This is a genomic window from Streptomyces sp. WZ-12 (assembly GCF_028898845.1).
GTDB lineage: Bacteria > Actinomycetota > Actinomycetes > Streptomycetales > Streptomycetaceae > Streptomyces.
The window spans coordinates 6,091,367-6,115,274 of sequence record NZ_CP118574.1 but is presented as its reverse complement, the minus strand read 5'-3'; the positions used below and the strand labels follow the sequence as shown (position 1 = coordinate 6,115,274).

The following is a 23,908-nucleotide window of genomic DNA, read 5'->3' as shown; positions in this document are numbered from 1 at the left end:
ACAGGTATCCTGATCAGCGAGAACACCACCGAAAGGCGGCGCAGGATGGCGGAGCCGACGCCGCAGACACCCCCCTCCAGCGGGCTGCGCGAACGCAAGAAGCAGCGCACCCGGGACGCCCTGATCCGCGCGGCGCTGGAGCTCTTCACCGAGCAGGGCTACGAGGCCACGACGATCGACGAGATCGCCGAGGCCGTGGAGGTCTCCCAGCGCACCTTCTTCCGGTATTTCGCCAACAAGCAGGAAGTGGTCTTCGCCGTCCAGGACATGGTCGAGGCCCGGTTCCTGGAGAAGCTGCGCGCCCGCCCGGCGGACGAGCCGCCGCTGACGGCACTGCGCAGCGCCGTGATGATCGCCTGGGACGAGATCGGCAGCGCCATCACGTCGGTGATCCCGGTGGACCTGCACATGCGCGCGTTCCAGATGATCGAGTCGACGCCGGCGCTGATCGCCGCATATCTGCGACGCTCCACCGAACTGGAGGAGCAGATCGCCCAGTTGATCGCCCAGCGCGAGGGGGTGGACGTGGACACCGACCCCCGTCCGCGGGTGGTGGTCGCGGCGTTCAGCGGGGTGATGCGGGTCGCCGGCAAGGTGTGGGGCGAGGGGCACGACTGCAGCGTGGCGTCAATCCGCGAGGTGACCCGGTCCTACCTGGACCACATCGGGCCGGCGATCGAGGCCGACTGGCACCCGATCCCGATCCCCGTCAGCGTCGACCGCACACACGCCCACGACCAGGCGTAACGGCCCCTGTACGGGGGCGTGATCGGTTGCTGCGCGAACGCGATCGACCCTGCACGACCAGTCACGAGACGCCTTTGCATTATGTCCGTTTTGGCGCAAATACCCTGTCCGAAACGTGAGATGCCTCACGGGGGTCGTCGGGCACCCTTCCCCGTCTCCTAGGGTGGCCCGCGGTGAATTCTTTCCCGGGCCTCGGCCCCTCCTCCGGTTTTCTGCAGTCCACCGCATGGCGCGGCTCGCTCGCCCTGCTGGTGGTGTTCGTGATGCTCGCCCTGACGGGCTGGACGGCCATCAGAAACACCAAGGAGGACGCCAACCCGCTGGCCACGGCGCGAGCCGCCTGGCGGCACGCCACGTTCCACGGGCGGCCGCTACCCAACCCCGACGCCGCGCCGGCCACCCTCCGCGCGTTCTTCACCAGCCTCGGCCGGGCCGAGCGCCAGCAGTTGGCGACCCGTTATCCGCTGGTCGTCGGCAACATGGGCGGAGCCCCCGTCTCCCTCCGGTACAGCGCCAACCGGTCGGCGATCGACGACGCCCGCAAGATCGAGAAACGCCGCATGGGCGACCACCGGCTCACGCCCGTCGGCCGCCAGGAGGCGAGCCGGCTGATGCACCGCATGGAATCGCTGATGAGCCCCGGCCGGCAGATCCTGGCCTTCGACCCGGCGGGCGACGGCCGGGTCGCGGAGGTCTTCGGCGACCTGACGACGGCCGACCGGGTCTCGGTGGTGGTGCCCGGCGTGGACACCAACCTGTCGACCTTCGAGCGCACCGCCAGGGCGACCGCCGCCCCCGTGGGCATGGCGAAGTCCCTCTACGGCGCCGAGCGGAGCGCCCGTCCCGGTGCCCGTACGGCGGTGATCGCGTGGGCTGACTACACCACACCGTCCGGGCTCGGCGTCGAGGCGGTCACCGGGCAGCTCGCCGAGGCCGGCGCGGTCCGGCTGCGCGCCCTGGTGAACGCGCTGCCGTCCGGCGACTCGGTGTCGCTGTTCTGCCACAGCTACGGGTCCGTGGTCTGCGGGCTCGCGGCCCGCGAACTGCCCGACAACGTCACCGACATCGCGGTGGCCGGCAGCCCCGGCATGCGCGCCGGAAGCGTGTCGGATTTGGGCACCCGCGCCCGGGTCTGGGCGATGCGGGACGCCGACGACTGGATCCAGGACGTGCCGTACCTGGAGGTCGGTGGGCTCGGCCACGGTGCCGACCCGGTCGACCCGTCCTTCGGCTCGAGGATCTTGTCCGCCCAGGGGGCGGACGGGCACGCCGGTTACTTCGCGCCCGGCACCCAGAGCCTGCACAACTTCGCACTGGTCGGGGTCGGCGCCCTCGGCTCGGTGGACTGCTCGGCCACTGACCCCCGGTGCAGCGCGGACCTGGCCTGACGGCCGGTCGCACCGGAACGGTCGCCGTGGGGTACGGCCCGGCGCCCGGGGACGGGCCGCGCCCCGCGGGAACCAGGGCAGGGCCGAGTGACGTGAACAGGGCAAGGGCAGCCACCGGGTCACCGGGGCGTCCCTTGGCGCGGAGCACAGGTGTCCGGAAGGGGGACGGGCGGGCAACCACCCGCATACGATGAGCCACATGGGTGATGTGCTGGCCGGTTTTCACGCCGTCTGGGAGTTCGATTCGGACTCCGTACTCATCCGCTTCGAACGGGGTATCCGCAGGCCGAGGCTGTTCCAGGCACTGGGCGAGCGACGCATTCCCTACGAGGCGCTGAGATCCGTCGAGGTCTCTCCGGGCCGGCGCGGCACGGTGGCGTTGCACGCCGTGCCGCGGCAGGGCGCCGACCCCCTGATGGAGGCGGCGAACGGGCAGCTCAAGGAGGACTCCGACCCCTACCGCCTGGTGCTGCCCGCCGAGCGCGAGGCGCTGGCCTCGTACTACGCCGACGAGCTGCGCAGCGCCCTGGGGCCGGCCGCCAAGGAGCCCGCCGACCGGCATCTGGTGGCCGCGCCGGATCCCCCGCTGCACTTCAAGGCGTACGACGGCAAGGCGTCCTTCGACGGCAGTTCGGTGGCCTTCCGCTGGTTCTGGACCGGCGCCTCGTCGGCGAAGTGGAAGAGCGGCGACCAGACCTTCGCGGTCGGCGGGCTGTCCGGTGTGGAGTGGCGCTCGCCCGAGGTCCTCAACGGCTATCTGCGGCTGCTGGAACGCGACGCCCCCGAGACGCGGTCGGGCGAGGCGGACCAGGACCCGGCCGCGGTGGTCTTCGGGCTCGGCTACGGCCCAGTCCACGAGTCCCTGCCGTTCGCGGCTGCCGTCCTCCAGGCCGTGCGGGCCGCCGAGGCGGCGCCGGAGGGTCCGGAGCGGGCGTCGGCGCGGCGCTCCCGCGGCACGGGCCGGGCCCCCGCCGACATCGCCGACCGGATCCGGCACCTCGGTGAGCTGCACGAGGCGGGCCTGCTGACGGACGCCGAATTCAGCGCGAAGAAGGCGGAGTTGCTGGCGGAGCTGTAGCCGGCCGCCGGCGTCATACCGTGGTACGGGAGCGAAGCCCGCCCCACGGTATGACGCCGGGGTCCGGACGTTCCGCTTACATTGATCCCGCGATGTCCACACGATCTTTCACCCCCGAAGACGGGCCGACCGGCGACGACGGACGCCGGTCGGGCCGCGCTCAGGCCATGCGCGCCGCCCGCTGGGTGGTGCGGATGGCGCGCCCCCCGCTGCGCGTGCTCGCCGCCGAGCTCGGCACGCCGCACCGCCCCGGCACCCCACTGTTCGGCAGCTCCCCGCGCCGCTGGGTGCGCCTCCTGCCGTACGCGGTGGCCTTCGTGTTCGCGGTGACGCTGCTGCCGACGGGGATCAACGTCCTGCACAGCGACTACGGCATGGCCGGTGGCGTGGCCGGCGCGCTGGCCACCGCGCAGAGCGTGCCGCTGCTGCTGGCGGTGACCAGACCGCTCCAGGCGTGGTGGGTGATCTTCGCCGCGGACGTCGTCTGCGCGGGCGTGCTGAGCGGGCTCGACGGCGTCGTCGGCCGCCCCTGGCCGTGGCCGCCCACGGTGATCGTCGGCTATGTCGCGCTGATGGTGGCGCTGTCGATGCGCGAGCGCCGACGCACCCTGATCGCGGTCTGGCTCTCGACCGGGGCGGCGGGCATCCTCTTCAAGGCGGTCGTGCCCGCCGGCAGCCAGAGCTCCTGGGTGCTGATGTTCGTGCTCGCCGGCGTGGTGCTGCTGCTCGGCGGCGCACTGCGGGAACGGGGCGACGCCCAGCGGAAGTTGCAGGAGCAGGAGACCATCAGCGAGGCGGAGCGGGCCCGGCGCACCCTGCTGGAGGAGCGCACCCGGATCGCCCGCGAGCTGCACGACGTGGTCGCCCACCACATGTCGGTGATCACCGTCCAGGCCGACAGCGCCCCGTACCGCATCAGCGGGATACCCCAGGAGGCCCAGGAGGAGTTCGGGGCGATCGCGGCGAGCGCCCGCGAGTCGCTGGCGGAGATGCGCCGGCTGCTCGGGGTGCTGCGCAGCGAGGAGACCGAGCGGCAGGGCGCCCCGGAGAAGGCCCCGCAGCCGGGCGTCGGCCAACTGCGGAAGCTGGTCGAGGCGACCGTACGGGCCGGTGTGCCGGTCGAGTTGGTGCTGCCGGACGAGCCGGTGGTGCTCGAACCGGCCGTGGACCTGTCGGCGTACCGCATCGTCCAGGAGGCGCTGGCCAACGTGGTGCGGCACGCCCCGGGCGCCCCGACCAGGGTGTCGGTGACGACGACCGGCGACGGCACCCGACTGACGGTGCTGGTGGTCAACGAGCCGCCCGCCCCGCCCGTTTCCGCCCCGCTGGAGACCAGCGGCACCGGGCACGGCCTGGTGGGCATGCGGGAGCGGGTGCGCCTGGTGGACGGCACGCTGGACACCGGGCCGCTGCCCGACGGCGGCTTCCGGGTCGCCGCCCAACTCCCCCTGTCCGCACCGCCCACAACGCCCACGCCCCCCTCAGCGAAGGACTCCGAAGCCCCATGACGACCCGCGTGATCATCGTCGACGATCAGGCCATGGTGCGGGCGGGCTTCGCCGCGCTGCTCGCCGCGCAGAGCGACATCGATGTGGTGGGCGACGCCGCCGACGGTGTGCAGGGCGTGGAGTTGAGCCGGCGGATGCACCCCGATGTGGTGCTGATGGACGTCCGGATGCCGGAGATGGACGGGCTGGAGGCGGCCCGGCGGCTGCTCGACCCGCCGGTCGGGGTCACCCACCGGCCGAAGGTGCTGATGCTCACCACCTTCGACGTCGACGACTACGTCTACGAGGCGCTGCGCGCGGGCGCGTCCGGGTTCCTGCTCAAGGACGCGCCCCCGGCCGATCTGATCTCCGCGGTCCGGGTGGTGGCGGCCGGCGAGGCCCTGCTCGCGCCGTCAGTGACCCGCCGGCTGATCGCCGACTTCGCCCGCCAGCGCCCGGCGCCCCGCACGGACCGCACCGCCCTGCGGCTCAACGGCCTCACCCCGCGCGAGACGGAGGTGTTGGAGCTGATAGCCCGAGGGCTGTCCAACCAGGAGATCGCCGAGCGGCTGGTGCTCGCGGAGCAGACGGTGAAGACCCACATCGGCCGGGTGCTGGCCAAGTTGGAGCTGCGCGACCGCGCCCAGGCCGTGATCTTCGCCTACGAGTCGGGGCTGGTCTCGCCCGGCGAGCGGTGAGCGGTACTACCCGCGTTTCGGGTTGTCCGCACCCGGCCTTCGGGATAACCCCACCGACCCTGTGAGGGCAGCCCCCGACCCGTCCTCCCGGGGTACGACGGCCGGCCGTCACCCCCTACCCCGGTATCACCCGGGAGTTGGCCCCGCGGTGTGACGCCGCCCCACCCACCGGCTTTCTACCTTTCCCTCCGCCACACCGCTGGAAGAGGGAGAGACCATCATGACCGTGCTGCGGAACGCCGTCCGGCGCAGCAAGCGGACGCTCACCGCCGCCGTCCTCGCGCTCACCGTCGTTGCCGGGACCGGGGGTTGGGCGGCCGGTTCCGCGCAGACCGCGGTCACCGGCCCGGCCCCCGGCGCCGCCGCCTGGCGCGCCGACCACGCGCTCGGCGTCCGGCTGCCGGACCCGGCGAGCGCCTCCCCCACCGAGGTCGCCCGGTTCTTCGCCGGCCTGACCGGCGCCCAGCGGCAGGCGCTCGCCGTCCGGCACCCGCTCACCGTCGGCAACCTCGACGGGACCCCGATCGCCCTGCGGTACGAGGCCAACGCCCGTGCGCTGCGCGTGGAACGGGACCGCGCGCTGGCCCGGGCCACCGACCCGGCCGGCACCCTCCAGGACCACCAGCAGGCCAAGAAGGCGGCCGCGCGCTATGCCGCGCTGCTCGCGCCGGGCCGCCGGATCCTCGCCTTCGATCCCCGCGGGCGCGGCCAAGTGGCCGAGGTCCACGGCGACTTGGCGACCGCGCAGCGGACCTCGGTGATCGTGCCGGGCTCCGACATCGACCTGACCACGTTCGACCGCGCCACCGACCCGTACGGCACGCCGACCGGGATGGCCACGTCGCTGCGCCGGCAGATGGCCGCCGAGGCGCCCGGCGTCCGGACGGCGGTGATCGCCTGGGTCGGGTACACCACCCCGGTCGGCCTCGGCCCGGATGCCGCGACCGGCCGGCTCGCCGAGGCCGGCGCGCCCCGGCTGACCCGCTTCCTGGCGGGTCTGGCCGCCACCGGCACCCCCGCCCCGGCCGTGCTCTGCCACAGCTACGGGTCGGTGGTGTGCGGCCTGGCCGTCCCGCACGCCGGCCGCGGTCGCCTCTTGGACCTGGTGGTCTTCGGCTCGCCCGGGATGCGCCGGGACAACGTGGCGGAGCTGCGCACCACGGCCCGGGTCTGGGCGGCGCGGGACGCCTCGGACTGGATCGGCAACGTCCCGAACGTCGAGCTGCTGGGGCTGGGCCACGGTGCGGACCCCACGGACCCGGCGTTCGGCGCCCGTCGGGTGCCCGCCCAGCGGGCCGAGGGGCACACCGGCTACCTCGCCCCCGGCACGGACTCCCTGCGCAACTTCGCCGCGATCGCGCTGGGGCACTACGGCGCGGTGCGGTAGGGCGCCGCGTCACCGACGGCGCCCCGCCGGCGGCCGACCGCACCGCCCCACCGCTCACCCCACCCCGAACGGTCCCCTCAGCACGCGCTCTCCCCACCGGCCCCATGGGCCCTGCGGGCCCCAACGGCCCCTCCGTGCACGGAACTTCGGACTCAAGGACGCCCCATGACCATCGAGCACCTCGCGCCTACCAGCAGACCCGTCAGCCCCACCGGCCCTACCCAACCCGCCGGCCCTGACGGCACCGCGCACCACCGCCTCCGCACCGCGCCCCGCTCCCTCCGGGCCCGGGCCGGCGCCGTCGTCCGCGCCGTCGACGCCCGCACCCCCGCGCACCGCGACCGGGCCATCGACGGGCTGCGCGCCCTCGCCCTGCTCTCCGTCCCCACCGGGCACTGGCTGCTCGGCGGCTTCGCCCGCGACGCCGACGGCACGCTGCACAACGCCAGCCCGCTGACCGCCCTCGGCTTCCTGGCCCCGGCGAGCTGGCTGCTGCAGATGCTCGGCGTCTTCTTCCTGGTCGGCGGCCACGCCTCGGTGCGGTCCCTGCACCGGGCCCGCGCGCGGGGCGGCTCGACGACCGGGTGGCTGGGCGGTCGGATCGCCCGCCTGGGGCGCCCGGTGCTGGGCGTGACCGCCGTCTGGGCCGCGCTGATCCCGCTGTTGCACGGGCTGGGGGTGCCCACCGCGACGCTGCGCACCGGGGCGACGCTGGTCATCCAGCCGCTGTGGTTCGTCGGCGTCTATGCGGTGGTCACCGCGCTCACCCCGTATTGCGCCGCGGCCGCACGGCAGTTGGGCATCTGGAGCGCGGCGCCGCTGCTGGTGGCGGTCGCCGTCGTGGACTTCCTGCGCTACGGCCCGTTCGCCGCGGCCGTGCCGTCCTGGCTGGGCCTGCTCAACCTGCTGCCCGGCTGGCTGTTCGCCTATCAGCTCGGGGTCTGCTGGGGCGAGCGGCGGCTGGGCCGGCGCACCGCATGGGCCCTCCTGCTGGGCGGGGCCGCGCTGTTCGCCGCGCTGCTGCTGTTCTTCCACTACCCGGCGAGCATGGTGGGCGTCCCCGGCCAGGACCGGACCAACTCCCATCCGCCGTCGCTGCTGGTCCTGGCGCTGGCCGCGGCCCAGTCCGGCGCGGCGGTGCTGCTCCGGGACCAACTGGCCGTGCTGCTGCGCCGGCCCGCCCTGTGGGCGCCGGTGGTCGTCATCAACCTGTCCGCGATGACGATCCTGTGCTGGCACCAGACGGCGATGTTCGCGGCGGCCGTGCCGGCGTCGTTCGCGGGCGCCGTACCGGGCCTCACCACCGTGCCGGACGCGCCCGGTTGGGTCCTGGCGCGGCTGGCCTGGATACCGGTCTTCGCGGTCCTGCTCGTCCTCGTCGGGCGGGTCACCCGTCGCTTCGAGGCGCCGTGGACGGGGACCGGGCGGGCCCTTAGGGCGTCCGCGGCGGTGCTGGCGACGGCCTTCGCGCTGTTCGCGCTGGGCTACGCCTGACGGGCGCGCGGGGCGCCGCGGCGGGCGGTACCCGCCGCGGTGCCCCGCGGTGTCCTTCGTCGCGGCCCTACTCGCGCCCGGCGGAGGTGAACGTCATGTCGGCGTAGCGGTCCCCCGCCACCTTGCCGGCGATCGGCTCCAGCAGCGCCAACTCCTCCTGGCTCAGCGTGATCCGGGTGGCGGCCGCGTTCTCCTCGACCCGGCCGGGCTTGCGGGTGCCGGGGATCGGGACCACCGCCAGCTCGCGCACCGCGGCCTGCTGCTGCACCCAGGCCAGCGCGATCTGGCCGGGCGTCGCGCCGTGCGCCTGCGCGATCGCGCGGACCGGCTCCAACAGGGCGGCGTTGGCGGCCGCGTTGGCGCCGGTGAAGCGGGGCTGCTGGCGACGGAAGTCGTCCTCGGTCAGCTCCTGGTCGGCGCGGACGAAGGAGCCGGTGAGGAAGCCGCGGCCGAGCGGCGAATACGGGACGAGGGCCACGCCCAGTTCCGCGGCGGCCGGCACCACGCCGGCCTCGATGTCGCGGCTGAACAGGGACCACTCGGACTGCACCGCGGCGATCGGATGGACGGCCTGGGCGGTGCGCAGTTCGGCGCCGGTCACCTCGCTCAGCCCCAGGTACTTCACCTTCCCCTCGGCCACCAGCTCGGCCATCGCGCCGACCGTCTCCTCCAGGGGGACGCGCACATCGCGGCGGTGCATGTAGTAGAGGTCGAGCTGCTCGACGCCCAGGCGCCGGAGGCTGCCCTCGACGGCCTCGCGGATGTAGGGGCGGTCGTTGCGGATGACGCGCTTGGACGGGTCCTTCGGGTCGGGACCCAGCGCGAACTTGGTGGCCAGGACGACCTCTTCGCGGTGCGCCCGGACGAAGGGCCCGATGAACTTCTCGTTCTCGCCGGAGCCGTACACGTCGGCGGTGTCGAAGAGCGTGATGCCCAGTTCCAGCGCGCGCTCCAGGGTGGCCCGCGCCGCCTCGGGATCCTCCGTGGGGCCGTAGGCCCAGCTCATGCCCATGCAGCCCAGGCCCTGGACGCCGACCTGCGGGCCGTCGGTGCCCAGCCGGACGGTGTCGATCTTCGTGTCGTTCGCCATGAGTTACTCAGACCCTCTCGGACGCCCGACGGGCGTCGGCGTAGATACCGATCTTGTAGTCGAGGACGTCGAGCGTGCTCTCCAGCTCGGCGATCCGCCGCCGGACGTCCTCGCGGTGCCGGGTGAGCAGCAGCTCGCGCTCGGCGAAGGTGGCCTCGCCCTCCCGCACCAGCTCCGCGTACCGGACCATGTCGGCGACCGGCATCCCGGTCAGCCGCAGTTTGGCGACCAGATCCAGCCAGTCCAGGTCGCGGTTGGTGAAGCGGCGCTGCCCGGTGTGCGTGCGGTCCACGTGCGGCATCAGCCCGATCCGCTCGTACCAGCGCAGGGTGTGGGCGCTGAGCCCGGTGTGCTGGGCGACCTCGCTGATGGTGTACCGGTCGCGGCCGGTCGGCTGCGGGTGGGCGACGGGCGTGCTGCAGCCCAGGGCCGTGGCCGGCCGCGGCCGGCCAAGCGCCGCCCCGGGCGGGCAGGTCACGATCGAGCCGCTGATCACCGGTTCGCTCTGGGTCACCGTCATGCCGCGTCTTCCCCCTACTCGTCCCCGGGGCACGCGCCACCGGACGTCGTCGCGCCGCCGGACGTCCCGCCGGCGCCTTCGACCCGCACAACGCTAGAGAGTTGGAGTGCACTCCAAGCAAGCACCGATCTCCGGCAGCCTTGACCGGAATTTGAAGGCGTGGGGGCACCCCGTAGGCTCGGGGCCATGCAGAGCCTGGGGTTGATCGAGAACTGGCCGGTGCCCACCGCCGCGGCCGCCGTCGTACGCGCCGACGGCTCGGTGGCCGGAGCGCACGGCCCGTTGGAGCACCGCTTCCCGCTGGCGTCGGTCACCAAGCCGCTGGCCGCCTACGCCGCGCTGCTCGCCGTCGAGGAGGGCGCCGTCGAACTGGACGAGCCCGCCGGCCCGGAGGGCGCCACGGTCCGTCATCTGCTCGCCCACACCTCGGGGCTGGCCTTCGACGAGGCGCGCCAGGTGGCCGCCCCCGGCAGCCGCCGGATCTACTCCAACGCCGGCTTCGAAGCGCTCGGCGACCACCTCGCCAAGGCCACCGACATCCCGTTCCCCCAGTACCTGCACGAGGCGGTGCTCGCCCCGTTGGGCATGACGTCGACCGAACTGGCCGGCTCGCCCGCCAAGGACGGCGTCTCCACCGTCGCCGACCTGACCCGCTTCGCGGCCGAGCTCCAGGCGCCGCGGCTGCTGGCGCCGGAGACCCTCGCCGCGGCGACGCGGGTGGTCTTCCCCGGCCTGACCGGCGTGCTGCCGGGCTACGGCCACCAGAAGCCCAACGACTGGGGCCTGGGCTTCGAGATCCGCGACGGGAAGGCGCCGCACTGGACCGGCGCCGGGTCGTCGCCGCGCACCTTCGGGCACTTCGGGCAGTCCGGGACGTTCCTGTGGGTGGACCCCGTCGCGGGGGCGGCCTGTGTGGCGCTGACCGACCGGGCCTTCGGCCCCTGGGCGATCGAGGCGTGGCCGGCGTTCACCGACGCGGTGCTGGCCGAACTGGCCGGAAACCACTGACCCGTTGGCACCGGAGCCGGCGCGCGGTCTCACCCGTGGACCGGCTCCGCCCCCATCTCCCACACCAGGCACTCCGCACCCGCAGGGGCCACCAGTTCCAGCCCTTTTCCGTCGCTGATCCGGCCCGCGTCCCCGGCCGCCAACTCCTCGTCCCCGAGCCGCACCGCGCCCCGTACGACGTGGACATGGACCCGGGCGGCCTGAGGGACGGCGGTGCGCCCGCCCGCCCGGAGGCGGTGCACATGCAGCGTGGCGCCGGCCCGCGGCAGCGCGTAGGGCGTGCCCTCGGGGAGCCCGCGCACCACCTCGTACTCCGGCTCGCCGCCCGGGATGTGCGGCGTCAGCCACATCTGGACGAAGCGCAGCGGCGTCGCGCCGTCGTTGCGCTCGACGTGCCGCACCCCGCCGGCGGAGCTGAGCCGTTGCAGGTCGCCGGGGCGTACGGTCGTGGCATGGCCCGTCGAATCGCGGTGGGTCAACTCGCCCTCGACGACCCAGGTGACGATCTCGGTATCCCGGTGCGGGTGTTCGTCGAACCCGGCGCCCGGCGCCAGGCGCTCCTCGTTGCAGGCGATCAGCGCGCCGAACCGCAGGTTGTCCGGGTCGTAGTGGGACCCGAAGGAGAACGCGTGCAGCGACTCGATCCCGGCGTCCGCGTCGCCGCCCCGATACCGTTCCTCGCCCCTGCGCACCTGAATCATCGGGCCACCGTAGCCCCACCGCTCCACCCCCTCATCCCGATAGGGCAGGCTTGGTCCCGTGTCTGAACCCGCATCGCGCGACGCGCACCCGCACTCCGCGACCCTCCGACGGCTGGAGAACTCCTCCGGCAAACTGGCGGCCGCGGCGATCTCCCGTATGGACGCCACACTGCCGTGGTACCGCGCGATGCCCCCGGAGAACCGTTCCTGGATCGGCCTGGTGGCGCAGGCCGGCATCGCCGCGTTCACCGAGTGGTTCCGGCATCCCGAGACGCCGCAGGCGATCAGCACCGACGTCTTCGGAACGGCGCCGCGCGAGCTGACCCGGGCGATCACCCTGCGCCAGACCGTGGAGATGGTCCGCACCACGATCGAGGTCATGGAGGCCGCGATCGACGAGGTCGCGGCGCCGGGCGACGAGTCCGTGCTCCGCGAGGCGCTGCTGGTCTACGCCCGCGAGATCGCCTTCGCCACCGCCCAGGTCTACGCCCAGGCCGCCGAGGCGCGCGGTGCCTGGGACGCCCGCCTGGAGTCCCTGGTGGTCAACGCGGTGCTCTCCGGGGAGGCCGACGAGGGCGCGGTCTCCCGGGCCGCGGCGCTCGGTTGGAACGCGCCGGAGCACGTGTGCGTGGTGCTGGGCACCGCGCCGGACGGCGACAGCGAGTTGACCGTCGAGGCGATCCGGCGGGCCGCCCGGCACGCCAAGCTCCAGGTGCTGACCGGCGTCCTGGGCAGCCGGCTGGTGGTCATCGCGGGCGGCTCGGACGACCCGCTCAAGGCGGCCAAGGCGCTGATCGGCCCGTTCGCCGCCGGGCCCGTGGTGGCCGGCCCGGTGGTCGGTGACCTGCTCGCCGCGACCCGCTCGGCACAGGCCGCGGCCGCCGGGCTACGGGCCTGCGCGGCCTGGCCCGACGCCCCCCGCCCGGTGCTCGCCGACGATCTCCTGCCGGAGCGCGCGATGGCCTCCGACCCGGTGGCGCGCGAGCAGTTGGTGGAGGAGATCTACAGACCGCTGGAGGAGGCGGGGTCGGCGCTCCTGGAAACGCTGAGCGTCTACCTGGAGCAGGCCAGCAGCCTGGAGGGCGCCGCCCGGATGTTGTTCGTCCACCCCAACACCGTGCGCTATCGGCTCCGACGTGTGACAGACGTCACCGGCTGGTCACCGTCCGATGTGCGCTCCGCGTTTACGCTGCGTATCGCGCTGATCCTGGGGCGCCTAGCTGACGGTGAGACACAACCCTAGACTTTTGTCGGACATCAACAATTCCCCCGATGGTTCTTCGTCCCTGTCCCCACGGGCGGGCGGGACCTCCCACAAGAGAGAGTGTGAGGGTGCTCGTACTCGTCGCTCCCGGCCAAGGCGCTCAGACGCCCGGCTTCCTGATCCCCTGGCTCGACCTCCCCGGAGTCGAGGACCAGCTCCGCGAATGGTCCGAGGCCATCGACCTGGACCTCGTCCACTACGGCACCAAGGGCACCGAGGAGGAGATCCGCGACACCGCGGTGGCCCAGCCGCTCCTCGTGGCGGCCTCCCTGATCTCCGCGCGACAGCTCTTCCCGACCGTCGACGACGTCGCCGCCCGCACCGGCGCGGCGGCCGGCCACAGCGTCGGTGAGCTCGCCGCCGCGGCCCTGACCGGCACGCTCTCCGACGCCGAGGCGATGTCCCTGGTGCGCCGCCGCGGGCTGGCCATGGCCGAGGCCGCCGCGGTCACCGAGACCGGCATGGCGGCGCTGCTGGGCGGTGCCGAGGACGTCGTGCTGCCGCACCTCGAACAGCTCGGCCTGACCCCGGCGAACGTCAACGGCGCCGGCCAGATCGTCGCCGCCGGCACCGCCGAGCAGATCGCCGCGCTGGTCGAGAACAAGCCGGAGGGCACCCGTCGGGTCGTGCCCCTGAAGGTCGCCGGCGCGTTCCATACTCACCACATGGCCCCCGCCGTCTCGGCCCTGGAAGCCGCGGTCACCGAGCTGTCCCCGGCCGACCCGTGCACCCGTTACGTCTCCAACAAGGACGGCCGGGTGGTCACTTCCGGCCAGGACCTGGTGCAGCGGATGGTCGGCCAGGTGGCCAACCCCGTGCGCTGGGACCAGTGCATGGAGACCTTCAAGGAGCTCGGGGTCACCGCGCTCATCGAGGCCGCTCCCGGCGGCACCCTCACGGGCCTGGCCAAGCGCGCGCTGCCCGGCGTGCGGACATTGGCCCTGAAGACGCCCGATGACCTCGACGCGGCCCGAGAGTTGATCGCCACCGCAGCGGACGCCGCTCCCGCAGCCCCGGCCGAATAGGAGTCCGTAGCGCATGACCTCGAAGATCAAACCCTCCAAGGGCGCCCCGTACGCACGGATCATGGGCGTCGGTGGCTACCGCCCGACCCGGGTCGTCCCCAACGAGGAGATCCTCAAGCACATCGACTCGTCCGACGAGTGGATCCGCTCGCGCTCGGGCATCGCCACCCGCCACTGGGCGGGCCCCGAGGAGACCGTCGCGACCATGTCGGTCGAGGCGTCCGGCAAGGCCATCGCGGACGCCGGCATCACGCCCGAGCAGATCGGCGCGGTGATCGTCTCCACCGTCTCGCACTTCAAGCAGACCCCGGCCATCGCGACCGAGATCGCGCACCTCGTCGGTGCCGGCAAGCCGGCCGCGTTCGACATCTCCGCGGGCTGCGCCGGCTTCGGCTACGGGCTGACGCTCGCCAAGGGCCTGGTCACCGAGGGCTCCGCCGAGTACGTCCTGGTGATCGGCGTCGAGCGGCTCTCGGACCTGACGGACCTCAGCGACCGCGCGACGGCCTTCCTGTTCGGCGACGGCGCCGGCGCGGTGATCGTGGGCCCGGCCAAGGAGCCGGCGATCGGCCCGACCGTCTGGGGCTCGGAGGGCGACAAGTCCAACACCATCATGCAGACCGTCGCCTGGGACAGCTTCCGCATCGGCGACGTCTCCCAACTGCCCGTCGACAGCGAGGGCAACGTCAAGTTCCCCGCCATCACCCAGGAAGGCCAGGCGGTCTTCCGGTGGGCGGTGTTCGAGATGGCGAAGGTCGCCCAGCAGGCGCTGGACGAGGCCGGAGTCAGCCCGGACGACCTGGACGTCTTCATTCCGCACCAGGCCAACATGCGGATCATCGACTCGATGGTGAAGACTCTGAAGCTGCCGGAGAGCGTCACGGTCGCCCGCGACGTGGAGACCACCGGCAACACCTCGGCCGCCTCGATTCCGCTCGCCATGGAGCGGCTGTTGGCGACCGGGCAGGCCAAGAGCGGGGACACCGCGCTGGTCATCGGCTTCGGGGCGGGTCTCGTGTACGCCGCGACGGTCGTTACTCTCCCCTAGGCAAGATCTGCACGGACCAGCACCGCGACCAGGTGCCGCCCGCCGTGCAAAGCTTCGCCGCTTCACCGCAAAACAAACAGTTTTCCGCTAATCGAAGGAGCGCCATCATGGCCGCCACCAAGGAAGAGATCGTCGCCGGTCTCGCTGAGATCGTGAACGAGATCGCCGGTATCCCCACCGAGGACGTCCAGGTGGACAAGTCCTTCACCGACGACCTGGACGTTGACTCGCTGTCCATGGTCGAGGTCGTCGTCGCCGCCGAAGAGCGCTTCGACGTGAAGATCCCGGACGACGACGTCAAGAACCTCAAGACCGTCGGCGACGCGACCGACTACATCCTCAAGCACCAGTCCTGATCTGGCGCAGCGCATGTCGCCACCCGGCGGTGGCGCCGTCGATTCAGACCCCTCTACCCGTGGAGTAAGAATTCCCGTGAACGCGACCAATCGCACCGTGGTCGTCACCGGTATCGGCGCAACCACACCGCTGGGTGGCGACAGCGCTTCGACCTGGGAGGGCCTGCTCGCCGGCCGTTCCGGTGTCAGCCCCCTTGAGCAGGAGTGGGCGGCCGAGCTGCCCGTCCGCATCGCCGCGCAGGCAGCGGTCGACCCGACCGAGACGCTGCCCCGGGCCCAGGCTCGCAAGCTGGACCGTTCGGCGCAGTTCGCGCTGATCGCGGCCCGTGAGGCGTGGGCGGACGCCGGCTTCACGGCGAAGGCCGGCGAGCCGGACACGGCCGCCGGGCCGGCCGGTTCGGTCAACCCCGACCGGCTCGGCACCGTCATCGCCTCCGGCATCGGCGGCGTGACCACGCTCCTGAGCCAGTACGACATCCTCCGGGAGAAGGGCGTCCGCCGGGTCTCCCCGCACACCGTGCCGATGCTGATGCCCAACGGGCCGTCGGCCAACGTCGGTCTGGACGTCAACGCCCGCGCCGGTGTGCACACCCCGGTGAGCGCCTGCGCCTCCGGCTCCGAGGCCATCGGCTACGCCATCGAGATGATCCGCACGGGCCGCGCCGACGTCGTCGTCGCGGGCGGTACGGAGGCGGCCATCCACCCGCTGCCGATCGCCGCGTTCGGCAACATGATGGCGATGTCGAAGAACAACGAGGACCCGCAGGGCGCCTCCCGCCCCTTCGACACCGAGCGCAACGGCTTCGTCCTCGGTGAGGGCGCCGGCGTGATCGTCCTGGAGTCGGCCGAGCACGCCGCCAAGCGCGGCGCCCGGGTCTACGCCGAGGCGGTCGGCCAGGGCATCTCTGCCGACAGCCACGACATCGTGCAGCCCGAGCCCTCCGGCAACGGCATCGCGCACGCGCTGCAGAACCTCCTCGACAACAGCGACCTCGCCCCGTCCGAGATCGTGCACGTCAACGCGCACGCCACCTCGACCCCGCAGGGCGACCTCGCCGAACTGAAGGCGCTGCGCAAGGTCTTCGGCAACGACGTGGACCACATGGCGGTCTCCGCCACCAAGTCGATGACCGGCCACCTCCTGGGCGGCGCGGGCGGTGTGGAGACGGTCGCCACCATCCTGGCGCTGTACCACCGGACGGCCCCGCCGACGATCAACATCGAGAACCTCGACCCCGAGGTGGAGGTGGACATCGTCCGCGACGAGGCCCGCGCGCTGCCCGCCGACGGCCGGCTCGCGGCGCTGAACGACTCGTTCGGCTTCGGCGGCCACAACGTGGTCCTCGCCTTCCGCACGGTCTGACGTCACGCCCCGTAGGACGGACGCTTCAGGGCCCGCCCGGTCCCAACGACCGGGCGGGCCCCTGTGCTTCGCTGTGCCGGCCGTTCAGCCGACGAAGCTGGCGAAGTACGCGGCCACGCCGTCCTCGCCGCCGTGGCCCTGTTCCTCGGCCCGGCGGAGGCGCTCCGCGGTCGCGGCCGCCAGGTCCATCCGCACGCCGGCCGCCTCGCCGGCCTCGTTGACCAGCCGGGCGTCCTTGCGCGCGGCGGAGACCGTGAAGCTGGGCTCCAGGTCGCCGGTGAGGAGCAGCTCCGACTTCATCCGCAGGTAGGGCATGTCGAGCGAGCCGCCGCCGACCGCCTCCAGGAAGGCCCGCGGGTCCACGTCCAACCCCTTGGCGAGCGCCAGGGTTTCACCGGTACCGCCGATGATGGTGAGCACCCAGCTGTTGACGACCAGCTTGAGGCGGCTGGCGGCCCCGCTCGCGGCGTCCTCGCCGACCCACTGGGTGCGGCCGCCGACGACGTCGAGCACCCGCCCGGCGCGCTCGCGCAGCTCCTGGGGCCCGGCGGCGAGGACGATCAACTGCCCTTTCTCGGCGGGTGCCTTGGTGCCCAGTACGGGGGCGTCGACGATCCGGAGGTCCCGTTCACCGGCGAACCGCACGAGCGGTTCCAGGGCGGCCGGTCCGACGGTGCTCATCTGGAGCCAGAGGGTGCCGGGCGCGAGCCGCAGGGCGGCTTGACGCATCGCGTCGAGGACGGCGGGACCGTCGAGCAGCATGGTGAGCACGGTGTCGGCACCGTCCACCGCCTCGGCGGGGGTGTCGGTGACCCGTACGCCGTCGGCGGCCAGCGGTTCGGCCTTGGCGCGGGTGCGGTTCCAGGCGCGGACGTCCAGCCCGGCGCGGGCGAGGTTGCGGGCCATCGCCGCACCCATGATCCCGGTGCCGAGGACGGCGACCGAGGCGGCGGGGGAACTGTTGTTGTCAGCCATGCCGGCACGCTAGGCGTTGGAGCGGACTCACGGTCAACCGCGCGCCGAGGTGTCGCGGGACGGTCCGCCACAAGGCTCCGTACGGCCGCGCACGGCCTCGTACGGGTCGTCAGACGACCTGGTGGAGCCAGCGCACCGGGGCGCCCTCGCCGGCGTACCGGAAGGGCTCCAACTCGTCGTCCCAGGGCTTGCCGAGCAGCTTGGCGACCTCGGCGGCGAGCTCGGTCTCGCCGCGTGCGGAGCGGTCGACGGCGGCGCGCAGCCGGTCCTCGGGGATGAGGATGTCGCCGTGGATGCCGGTGACGGCGTGGAAGATGCCCAGGTCGGGGGTGGAGCTGTAGCGCTCGCCCTCGGCGGTGGCGCAGGGCTCGGCGGTCACCTCGAAGCGGAGCAGGTGCCAACCGCGCAGCGCGGAGGCCAGCTTGGAGGCGGTGCCGGCCTCGCCCTGCCAGGAGAACTCGGCTCTCCAGGTGCCGGGCGATGCCGGCTGGCGGATCCAGTCGAGGTTGACGCGCACCCCGAGGACGCCCGCCACTGCCCATTCGACGTGCGGGCACAGCGCGCGCGGAGCGGAGTGGACGTACAGAACTCCACGTGTCGTCACCGGGACCTCCCGTGCGGATCGAGGTTCGCCTTCCCCAGCGGCCTCGTGCCCGTTCCGGTCGCGGCCGGGACAGCTATCGACATTCTGCCCCAGTGATCACTTCGGCACCAGCATGCGAGGTGACCTACAGTAAACACCACTAGGCGGAATTTGCCGCAAATGGGACAGGAAATGACGTGTTGTAATTTACCTGTGTCGACTGCACGTACGACTTCGGGTCACCACCCGGCAGGCACGGGGCAAAACTACCGCGCGGCGACAAACCCGAAGTGACGTACCGTCGATACCCGAAGAGATATCACTCGCACGCCGGAGGGGGACAGGGGATGACGACGATCGATCGACCCGTTCGCCCTCGGCGTCACCGTCTCGTCGCCCGCGCCGCCCTCGCCTCGGCGACGACCTGCGCGCTGCTGGGCGCCCTCACCGCCTGCGGCGGCGACACCGCACCGCACGGCGGCGCCTCGGCGAAGCCCACCGCGAAGCCGACGCCGGCCTGGCGGACCGACCCCCGCTCGATCGCGGCGCTGGGCGACTCCATCACCGCCGGCTTCGACGCCTGTACGGTGCTCTCCGACTGCCCTGAGGTCTCCTGGTCCACCGGCACCAGCCCCAAGGTCAACAGCCTGGCCCGACGGCTGTTGAAGGAGAACCCGGCCGCCCGCAGTTGGAACTACGCCAAGACCGGCGCCCTGATGAGCGATCTGCCGCAGCAGGTCACCGAGGCCGCCGCCCGCAGGCCGGAGTTGGTCACGGTCCTGATCGGCGCCAACGACGCCTGCCGCAGCGACGTCCGCGCCATGACCTCACCGGCCGCCTTCCGCACCGGCTTCGAGCGGTCCATGAAGACGTTGCGCAAGTCCCTGCCGCACACCCAGGTGTATGTCGCGGCGGTGCCGGACCTGTTGCGCCTGTGGTCCGAGGGACGCAAGAACCCGCTCGGCAAGCAGGTGTGGAAGCTGGGCCTGTGCGGGTCGATGCTGCGGGACCCGGACGATCTGACGAAGCCGGCGCAGGACCGGCGGGCGTCGGTCCAGGAGCGGGTGCGGGCGTACAACACGGCGCTGGCGGAGGTCTGCGCCGAGGACGCGCTGTGCCGCTTCGACCGGTCGGTCTTCGACTACCGCTTCACGGGAGGGCAGTTGAGCACCTGGGACTGGTTCCACCCGGGGCTGCGCGGCCAGCAGGAGCTGGCGGAGCTGGCGTTCCGGACGGTCACCCGCAAGGAAAACCCCCTGAAGAGTGAGGCCGCTTCCGGCGGGTGAGGCGCCCACCCTCACACCGCCTCAGGGAAACCCTTAAGGGCGCGGCGGTGCGGCTCATACCGTGCGGGGACACGGAAGGTCATACCGTGCGGCGACGTGCGCGGGGTGCGGAGGGGGGAGGATGAAGGTCGAGCGGGTCCGACCCGGTCCGCTCGCTTTTGTACCGACCGTCGCCACTGCCTCCGGGGGAATCACCATGGCCCGTCTCCGTGCCGCCCATCTCATCCTGCCCTGCGCGGCGTTGACCCTGCTGACGACCGGCTGCTCCCTGGTGGTGGGCGGCCCGCAGAAATCCGACCAGCGGACGTACGGCGTCGACGGCACGGTCAGATCGCTCTCGGCGACGACGCACGGCGGGGACATCGAAATCGTGCCGGTGGACGCCGGAGGGACGGTCAAGGTGACCGAGAAGCTCAAGTACGACGACGCCAAGCCGGAGACCAGCCACACCCTCAAGGACGGCCGACTGACGCTGACTTCGGAGGACTGCTCGTACGGGCACCGCTGCGAGGTGGGCTACCGCGTGCTGCTGCCGCGCGACGCCTCGGTCGATCTGCACACCAGCGGCGGGAACGTCACCGTCCGCGGCGCCGGCGGCGGGATCACCGCGGTCACCAGCGGCGGCGACGTCACCGTCGAGGACACCACGGCCCGCACGGCGAAGCTGAAGACCAGCGGTGGGAACGTCGAGGCCACGCTCGGCGCGGTGCCCGACGAGGTGTCGGCCCACACCAGCGGGGGTGACGTCACCGTCCGTGTGCCGAAGGGCAGTTACGCCGTCGATGCGGGCACCAGCGGCGGGAGCCGGAAGGTGACCGTCGCCACGGACGAGGGCTCGGCGCACAAAATATCCGCGCGCTCCAGCGGCGGCGACGTCTCGGTGCTCACTCAGCAGTGACCCGCGCGGTCAGCCGGAGGTCACTGCTGCTGCGACCGACCTCGACGGCGTAGGTGCCCGGGATCCGGCGCCAGCCGTCGTCCGGTTCCGACCAGATCTCGAAGGCGCGGCCCGGCAGCGGGATTTCGGCCTCCGCGCTCTCGCCGGGACCTGCCTCGACGGTGGCGAAGCCGGCCAGCCAGCGCACCGGTCGCTCCGGCGCCTCGGAGGTGTCGCCGGTCGGCGCGAGGTAGATCTGGACGACCTCGCGGCCGGGACGGTCACCGGTGTTGCGCACACGGACGCGGACGGAGTCGGGGGTGGTGTCCGCGCACTCGTACTCCCAGTCGGTGTAGCCGAGGCCGTGGCCGAAGGGGTAGGCGGGCGCGATCGTGGTGCGTTGCCAGGCGCGGTAGCCGATGAAGAGCCCCTCCGCGTAGTCGAGCGTGCCGTCGGTGGGGGTGACGGTGGTGACCGGGGCGTCGGCCAGGCGAGCCGGCCAGGTGGTGGGGAGGCGACCGCCCGGTTCGTGAGCGCCGAGCAGGACGTCGGCCAGCGCGGCCCCGGCCTCCTGTCCGGGAAACCAGCTCAGCAGCACGGCGGGCACCTCGTCGCGCCAGGGCATCTCCACCGGAGAGCCGGAGTTGACCACCACGATGGTGCGCGGGTTGGCGGCGGCGACCCGGGCGACCAACTCGTCCTGCCGGCCCGGCAGTCGGAGGTCGGTGCGGTCGAAGCCCTCCGACTCGACCTCCTCGGTGGTCGCCACGACGACGACCGCGGCATCCGCGCCGGCCGCGGCACGGACCGCCTCCGCGATCTCGGCGTCGTCGTCGAGCTGCGGTTCGCCGTGGCCGAGGGCGAAGTTGAGGGCGTCCATCCCCTCCCCCAGGCCGAGGCTGTGCGGAACGAACCGCAGGGTGAGCGGCAGTTCCTGGCCGGCCGCCAGGTCGGCGCTGATCCGGTGTTCGCCGGGCTGCATGAACGCCTCGAAGGGGTCGGCGCCCGCCAGCTTGGCACCCTCGCCGTCGAAGAGGACCGCGTCGCCCACGGTCAGCCGGAGCCGACCGGTGCCGGCCACCGTCAGGGTGTGGGTGCCGCTGGTCCGCGGGGTGAAGCTGCCGGTGAGTTCGACGGCGTGCAGGTCGCGCCGGGTGACGCCATCGGGGAAGCTGCCCAGCGCCTGGACATGACCGTCGAACTGCGGCGTCTGGGCGAGCAGTCGGCCGTCGGCGGCGAGGTAGCGGGCGGTCAGGGTGAAGCCGTCCCGGGCGTGCGGGACCCGGGTGCGCGGGTCGGCGCCGGTCGCGAAGACCACCTCGACGTCGTCGGGGAGCGCGGCGCGCAGGCCCGCGAGCGGGGAGACGATCCGCGCGGGGAAGACGGTGGCGGAGCCGCCGCCGAGCACCCGGGCGTCGCGGGCCGCGGCACCGATGACGGCGACCCGGCGGAGCGCGGCGGCATCGAGCGGCAGCACCGGCCGGGAGCCGCCCTCCGGAGCCCGCTCCGCCGGCTCGTTGCGCAGCAGGACGACGGCGCGGCGGGCCACTTCGCGGGCGACGGCCCGCCCGTCGATGCCCCGGGGCGCCTCGGCCGGGTCCACCGCGGGCGGCGCCCCGTCCAGCGCACCGGCCCGGGCGGCGAGCAGCAGTACCCGGCGCACCGCGGCGTCCACCTCCGACTCGGCGACCTCGCCCGCGCGGACGGCCGCCGCGAGCGGGGCGCCGAAGACCGTGCGGGGCCCCGGCATCGCCACATCCAGGCCGCCGCGCAGGGCCCGGACGGTGTGCCGGGCCGCCGTCCAGTCGGAGACGTTGACGCCGTCGAAGCCCCATTCCCCGCGCAGGACTTCGGTGACGAGGCGGTGGTGCTCGGTCATCGTCGTGCCGTTGACCTTGTTGTAGGCGGTCATGACGCCCCAGGGGCGGGCGTGGCCGACGATGTGCTCGAAGGGGGCGAGATAGAGCTCGCGCAGCGGGCGCGGGGCGATGCGGTTGTCGACCGTGAAGCGGTCGGTCTCGGCGTCGTTGCCGACGAAGTGCTTGACCGTGGTGCCGACGCCACCCTCCTGCACACCCCGCACATAGCCCGCGCCGATCACGCCGGTCAGCAGCGGATCCTCCGAATAGCACTCGAAGTGCCGGCCGCCCAGCGGCGAGCGGTGCAGGTTGACCGTGGGCGCGAGCAGGACGTGCACGCCCTTGCGACGGGCCTCCTGGGCGAGCAGCTGGCCGGCCCGGCGGGCCAGTTCGGGATCCCAGGTGGCGGCCAGAGCGGTGGGGCTGGGCAGCGCCACCGACGGGTCCTCCGCGCTCCAATATCGGCCCCGGACCCCGATCGGCCCGTCCGACATCACCAGCGACCGCAACCCGATCGCCGGCACCGCCGGCAGGCTCCACATGTCCTGTCCGGAGAGCAGCCGGACCTTGGCGTCCAAGTCGAGCGCCCCGAGCGCCCGTTCCACCACGGCGGAGTAGTCGCGGGAGCAGGGGGCAGAGTCGGGGGCGGGGGCGTAGTGGGGAGCGCTGGCGGTGGTGGGGCGGGTGGGCGGCTGATCGGTCATGCGCGGCGCTCCCTTGCGTCGTCCGTCGTCCGTTGTGCGTCGTCCGTCGTGCGTCGTGCACCGGAGTGCGGCCCCCGGCCGAATTCTGGCCGCCATACCGGACGGGAGGTAGGCATCGTTACTCCTCCGTTATTCGAGAGTCGAGGGCAACGGGAGGGCGGGGCAGCGGAGTTACGCTCGGCCGGTGAGTGCACGGGAGCAGGACGCGGCCGGTGGTTTCCGCCGTGCCGGAGGCGGGCGGGAGGCTCAGCGCGCGGAGCGACGGGCGGCGATCCTGGAGGCCGCCATGGCGCTGATCGCCGAGCGCGGCTACCGCCGGACCTCGCTCGCCGCCGTCGCCGAACGGGCCGGGCTCACGCAGCAGGGCCTGCTGCACCACTTCCCGACCAAGGAACTGCTCCTGGTAGGGGTCCTGGAGGCGCGCGACCGCTGGGACACCACCGCGGCCGCTTCCGGCAGTTGGCGCACCGACACCCTCGCCCAACTCGTCGACTACAACGCCACCCGCCCCGGCATCGTCCAGGCGTACACCGTGCTCTCCGCTGACAGCGTCACCGAGGACCACCCGGCACGCGACTTCTTCGAGGCCCGCTTCCGTGCGGTGCGCGAGTCCCTGACGGCGGCGCTGCGGGCCGAGTTCGGCGACACCCTCCCCGGCGGGCTCACCCCGGATCGGGCGGCGCCACTACTGGTCGCCATACTGGACGGACTCCAACTGCAGTGGCTACTGGACCCGGAGCGGATCGACATGCCGGCGTCGTTCCGGGACTTCCTGACGCTGTTGGGGAGTGGAGAGCGGGCACGGGGGACGGGCGCGGAGTAGGGCCGTATCCGTAACCGGGTCAGTGGGTGGGTGAGTGGGTGGGTGCGGGCGGGCGGGTCGCGGTGGAAGTGCCGTGCGGGTGTGGGGGATTGGGCGGGGCTGGGGCTGGGACTGGGGCTGGGGCTGGGGCTGGGGCTGGGGCTGGGG

22 protein-coding genes are annotated in these 23,908 nt (G+C 73.0%); 16 read left to right on the top strand and 6 right to left on the bottom strand.

All coding sequences use genetic code 11. The annotated features are described in order from the left end of the window. Positions 1–45 precede the first annotated feature (45 nt). The 7 genes from PV796_RS26415 to PV796_RS26385 all read left to right on the top strand — a co-directional run bounded on the left by PV796_RS26415 (position 46) and on the right by PV796_RS26385 (position 8,279). Entirely contained in the window at positions 46–747 is a 702-nt protein-coding gene (locus PV796_RS26415) for a TetR family transcriptional regulator (protein WP_274915880.1), read from the top strand. Between the two features lie 173 nt (positions 748–920). Next, on the top strand, positions 921–2,135 hold the full coding sequence (locus PV796_RS26410; protein WP_274915879.1) for an alpha/beta hydrolase: 1,215 nt from the start codon (positions 921–923) through the stop codon (positions 2,133–2,135). A 199-nt stretch (positions 2,136–2,334) separates the two neighbouring features. Beyond that, entirely contained in the window at positions 2,335–3,213 is an 879-nt protein-coding gene (locus PV796_RS26405) for a DUF4429 domain-containing protein (protein ID WP_274915878.1), read from the top strand. Between the two features lie 92 nt (positions 3,214–3,305). After that, positions 3,306–4,721: a sensor histidine kinase gene (locus PV796_RS26400; RefSeq protein WP_274915877.1), complete on the top strand. Its 1,416-nt coding sequence runs from the start codon at positions 3,306–3,308 to the stop codon at positions 4,719–4,721. Then, positions 4,718–5,398, top strand: coding sequence for a response regulator (locus PV796_RS26395; protein WP_274915876.1), 681 nt, complete (start codon positions 4,718–4,720; stop codon positions 5,396–5,398). Before PV796_RS26400 ends, PV796_RS26395 begins: the two co-directional genes overlap by 4 nt. A 220-nt stretch (positions 5,399–5,618) precedes the next feature. Then, positions 5,619–6,785, top strand: coding sequence for an alpha/beta hydrolase (locus PV796_RS26390; RefSeq protein WP_274915875.1), 1,167 nt, complete (start codon positions 5,619–5,621; stop codon positions 6,783–6,785). A gap of 165 nt (positions 6,786–6,950) precedes the next feature. Beyond that, positions 6,951–8,279, top strand: a complete 1,329-nt coding sequence (locus PV796_RS26385; RefSeq protein ID WP_274915874.1) for an acyltransferase family protein — start codon at positions 6,951–6,953, stop codon at positions 8,277–8,279. Positions 8,280–8,346: 67 nt separating this feature from the next. Here the strand turns inward: PV796_RS26385 and PV796_RS26380 are convergent, their stop codons facing one another. Further along, complete coding sequence (locus tag PV796_RS26380; protein WP_274915873.1) at positions 8,347–9,369, bottom strand: aldo/keto reductase; 1,023 nt, start codon at positions 9,367–9,369, stop codon at positions 8,347–8,349. A gap of 7 nt (positions 9,370–9,376) precedes the next feature. Next, a complete protein-coding gene (locus PV796_RS26375) occupies positions 9,377–9,889 on the bottom strand; it encodes a MerR family transcriptional regulator (protein WP_274915872.1) in 513 nt (170 codons plus the stop codon). Positions 9,890–10,075: 186 nt separating this feature from the next. On the opposite strand from PV796_RS26375, the gene PV796_RS26370 reads away from it, so the two are divergent. After that, positions 10,076–10,897: a serine hydrolase domain-containing protein gene (locus PV796_RS26370; protein ID WP_274915871.1), complete on the top strand. Its 822-nt coding sequence runs from the start codon at positions 10,076–10,078 to the stop codon at positions 10,895–10,897. A gap of 29 nt (positions 10,898–10,926) precedes the next feature. On the opposite strand, the gene PV796_RS26365 is transcribed toward PV796_RS26370, so the two are convergent. Beyond that, entirely contained in the window at positions 10,927–11,598 is a 672-nt protein-coding gene (locus PV796_RS26365) for a pirin family protein (protein ID WP_274915870.1), read from the bottom strand. 58 nt (positions 11,599–11,656) lie between these two features. Here PV796_RS26365 and PV796_RS26360 point away from each other — a divergent pair, with 58 nt between their 5' ends. The 5 genes from PV796_RS26360 (at position 11,657) to PV796_RS26340 (ending at position 16,654) form a co-directional block, all read left to right on the top strand. Beyond that, positions 11,657–12,841, top strand: a complete 1,185-nt coding sequence (locus tag PV796_RS26360; RefSeq protein ID WP_274915869.1) for a PucR family transcriptional regulator — start codon at positions 11,657–11,659, stop codon at positions 12,839–12,841. 89 nt (positions 12,842–12,930) lie between these two features. Next, the gene (locus PV796_RS26355; RefSeq protein ID WP_274915868.1) at positions 12,931–13,887 is read left to right on the top strand and encodes an ACP S-malonyltransferase; all 957 of its coding nucleotides are present in this window, start codon (positions 12,931–12,933) and stop codon (positions 13,885–13,887) included. 13 nt (positions 13,888–13,900) lie between these two features. Next, positions 13,901–14,935: a ketoacyl-ACP synthase III gene (locus tag PV796_RS26350; RefSeq protein ID WP_274915867.1), complete on the top strand. Its 1,035-nt coding sequence runs from the start codon at positions 13,901–13,903 to the stop codon at positions 14,933–14,935. Between the two features lie 107 nt (positions 14,936–15,042). Then, entirely contained in the window at positions 15,043–15,291 is a 249-nt protein-coding gene (locus PV796_RS26345) for an acyl carrier protein (protein WP_030286801.1), read from the top strand. Positions 15,292–15,367: 76 nt separating this feature from the next. Then, positions 15,368–16,654, top strand: a complete 1,287-nt coding sequence (locus tag PV796_RS26340; RefSeq protein WP_274915866.1) for a beta-ketoacyl-[acyl-carrier-protein] synthase family protein — start codon at positions 15,368–15,370, stop codon at positions 16,652–16,654. An 84-nt stretch (positions 16,655–16,738) separates the two neighbouring features. Here the strand turns inward: PV796_RS26340 and PV796_RS26335 are convergent, their stop codons facing one another. Together PV796_RS26335 and PV796_RS26330 are read right to left on the bottom strand one after the other, a co-directional pair. Then, the gene (locus PV796_RS26335; protein ID WP_274915865.1) at positions 16,739–17,629 is read right to left on the bottom strand and encodes an NAD(P)-dependent oxidoreductase; all 891 of its coding nucleotides are present in this window, start codon (positions 17,627–17,629) and stop codon (positions 16,739–16,741) included. A gap of 109 nt (positions 17,630–17,738) precedes the next feature. Beyond that, the gene (locus tag PV796_RS26330) at positions 17,739–18,233 is read right to left on the bottom strand and encodes a DUF3145 domain-containing protein (protein WP_274915864.1); all 495 of its coding nucleotides are present in this window, start codon (positions 18,231–18,233) and stop codon (positions 17,739–17,741) included. Between the two features lie 326 nt (positions 18,234–18,559). Here PV796_RS26330 and PV796_RS26325 point away from each other — a divergent pair, with 326 nt between their 5' ends. Together PV796_RS26325 and PV796_RS26320 are read left to right on the top strand one after the other, a co-directional pair. Then, positions 18,560–19,498, top strand: coding sequence for an SGNH/GDSL hydrolase family protein (locus PV796_RS26325; protein ID WP_274915863.1), 939 nt, complete (start codon positions 18,560–18,562; stop codon positions 19,496–19,498). A gap of 196 nt (positions 19,499–19,694) precedes the next feature. After that, positions 19,695–20,396, top strand: coding sequence for a DUF4097 family beta strand repeat-containing protein (locus PV796_RS26320; RefSeq protein WP_274915862.1), 702 nt, complete (start codon positions 19,695–19,697; stop codon positions 20,394–20,396). On the opposite strand, the gene PV796_RS26315 is transcribed toward PV796_RS26320, so the two are convergent. After that, positions 20,383–22,938 (bottom strand): beta-glucosidase family protein, encoded by a 2,556-nt coding sequence (locus PV796_RS26315; RefSeq protein ID WP_274915861.1) that lies wholly within the window; start codon positions 22,936–22,938, stop codon positions 20,383–20,385. The genes PV796_RS26320 and PV796_RS26315 overlap by 14 nt on opposite strands. Before the next feature lie 184 nt (positions 22,939–23,122). On the opposite strand from PV796_RS26315, the gene PV796_RS26310 reads away from it, so the two are divergent. Next, positions 23,123–23,761 (top strand): TetR/AcrR family transcriptional regulator, encoded by a 639-nt coding sequence (locus tag PV796_RS26310; RefSeq protein ID WP_274915860.1) that lies wholly within the window; start codon positions 23,123–23,125, stop codon positions 23,759–23,761. The last annotated feature ends 147 nt before the right edge of the window (positions 23,762–23,908 follow it).

Excerpts from the sequence above, each read along its gene's own strand:
- PV796_RS26400 (WP_274915877.1), top strand. The coding sequence starts at position 3,306 with ATGTCCACACGATCTTTCACCCCCGAAGACGGGCCGACCGGCGACGAC.
- PV796_RS26405 (WP_274915878.1), top strand. The coding sequence starts at position 2,335 with ATGGGTGATGTGCTGGCCGGTTTTCACGCCGTCTGGGAGTTCGATTCG.
- PV796_RS26385 (WP_274915874.1), top strand. The coding sequence starts at position 6,951 with ATGACCATCGAGCACCTCGCGCCTACCAGCAGACCCGTCAGCCCCACC.
- PV796_RS26320 (WP_274915862.1), top strand. The coding sequence starts at position 19,695 with ATGGCCCGTCTCCGTGCCGCCCATCTCATCCTGCCCTGCGCGGCGTTG.
- PV796_RS26415 (WP_274915880.1), top strand. The coding sequence starts at position 46 with ATGGCGGAGCCGACGCCGCAGACACCCCCCTCCAGCGGGCTGCGCGAA.
- PV796_RS26350 (WP_274915867.1), top strand. The coding sequence starts at position 13,901 with ATGACCTCGAAGATCAAACCCTCCAAGGGCGCCCCGTACGCACGGATC.
- PV796_RS26345 (WP_030286801.1), top strand. The coding sequence starts at position 15,043 with ATGGCCGCCACCAAGGAAGAGATCGTCGCCGGTCTCGCTGAGATCGTG.
- PV796_RS26390 (WP_274915875.1), top strand. The coding sequence starts at position 5,619 with ATGACCGTGCTGCGGAACGCCGTCCGGCGCAGCAAGCGGACGCTCACC.
- PV796_RS26335 (WP_274915865.1), bottom strand. The coding sequence starts at position 17,629 with ATGGCTGACAACAACAGTTCCCCCGCCGCCTCGGTCGCCGTCCTCGGC.
- PV796_RS26315 (WP_274915861.1), bottom strand. The coding sequence starts at position 22,938 with ATGACCGATCAGCCGCCCACCCGCCCCACCACCGCCAGCGCTCCCCAC.
- PV796_RS26370 (WP_274915871.1), top strand. The coding sequence starts at position 10,076 with ATGCAGAGCCTGGGGTTGATCGAGAACTGGCCGGTGCCCACCGCCGCG.
- PV796_RS26325 (WP_274915863.1), top strand. The coding sequence starts at position 18,560 with ATGACGACGATCGATCGACCCGTTCGCCCTCGGCGTCACCGTCTCGTC.
- PV796_RS26395 (WP_274915876.1), top strand. The coding sequence starts at position 4,718 with ATGACGACCCGCGTGATCATCGTCGACGATCAGGCCATGGTGCGGGCG.
- PV796_RS26375 (WP_274915872.1), bottom strand. The coding sequence starts at position 9,889 with ATGACGGTGACCCAGAGCGAACCGGTGATCAGCGGCTCGATCGTGACC.
- PV796_RS26380 (WP_274915873.1), bottom strand. The coding sequence starts at position 9,369 with ATGGCGAACGACACGAAGATCGACACCGTCCGGCTGGGCACCGACGGC.
- PV796_RS26365 (WP_274915870.1), bottom strand. The coding sequence starts at position 11,598 with ATGATTCAGGTGCGCAGGGGCGAGGAACGGTATCGGGGCGGCGACGCG.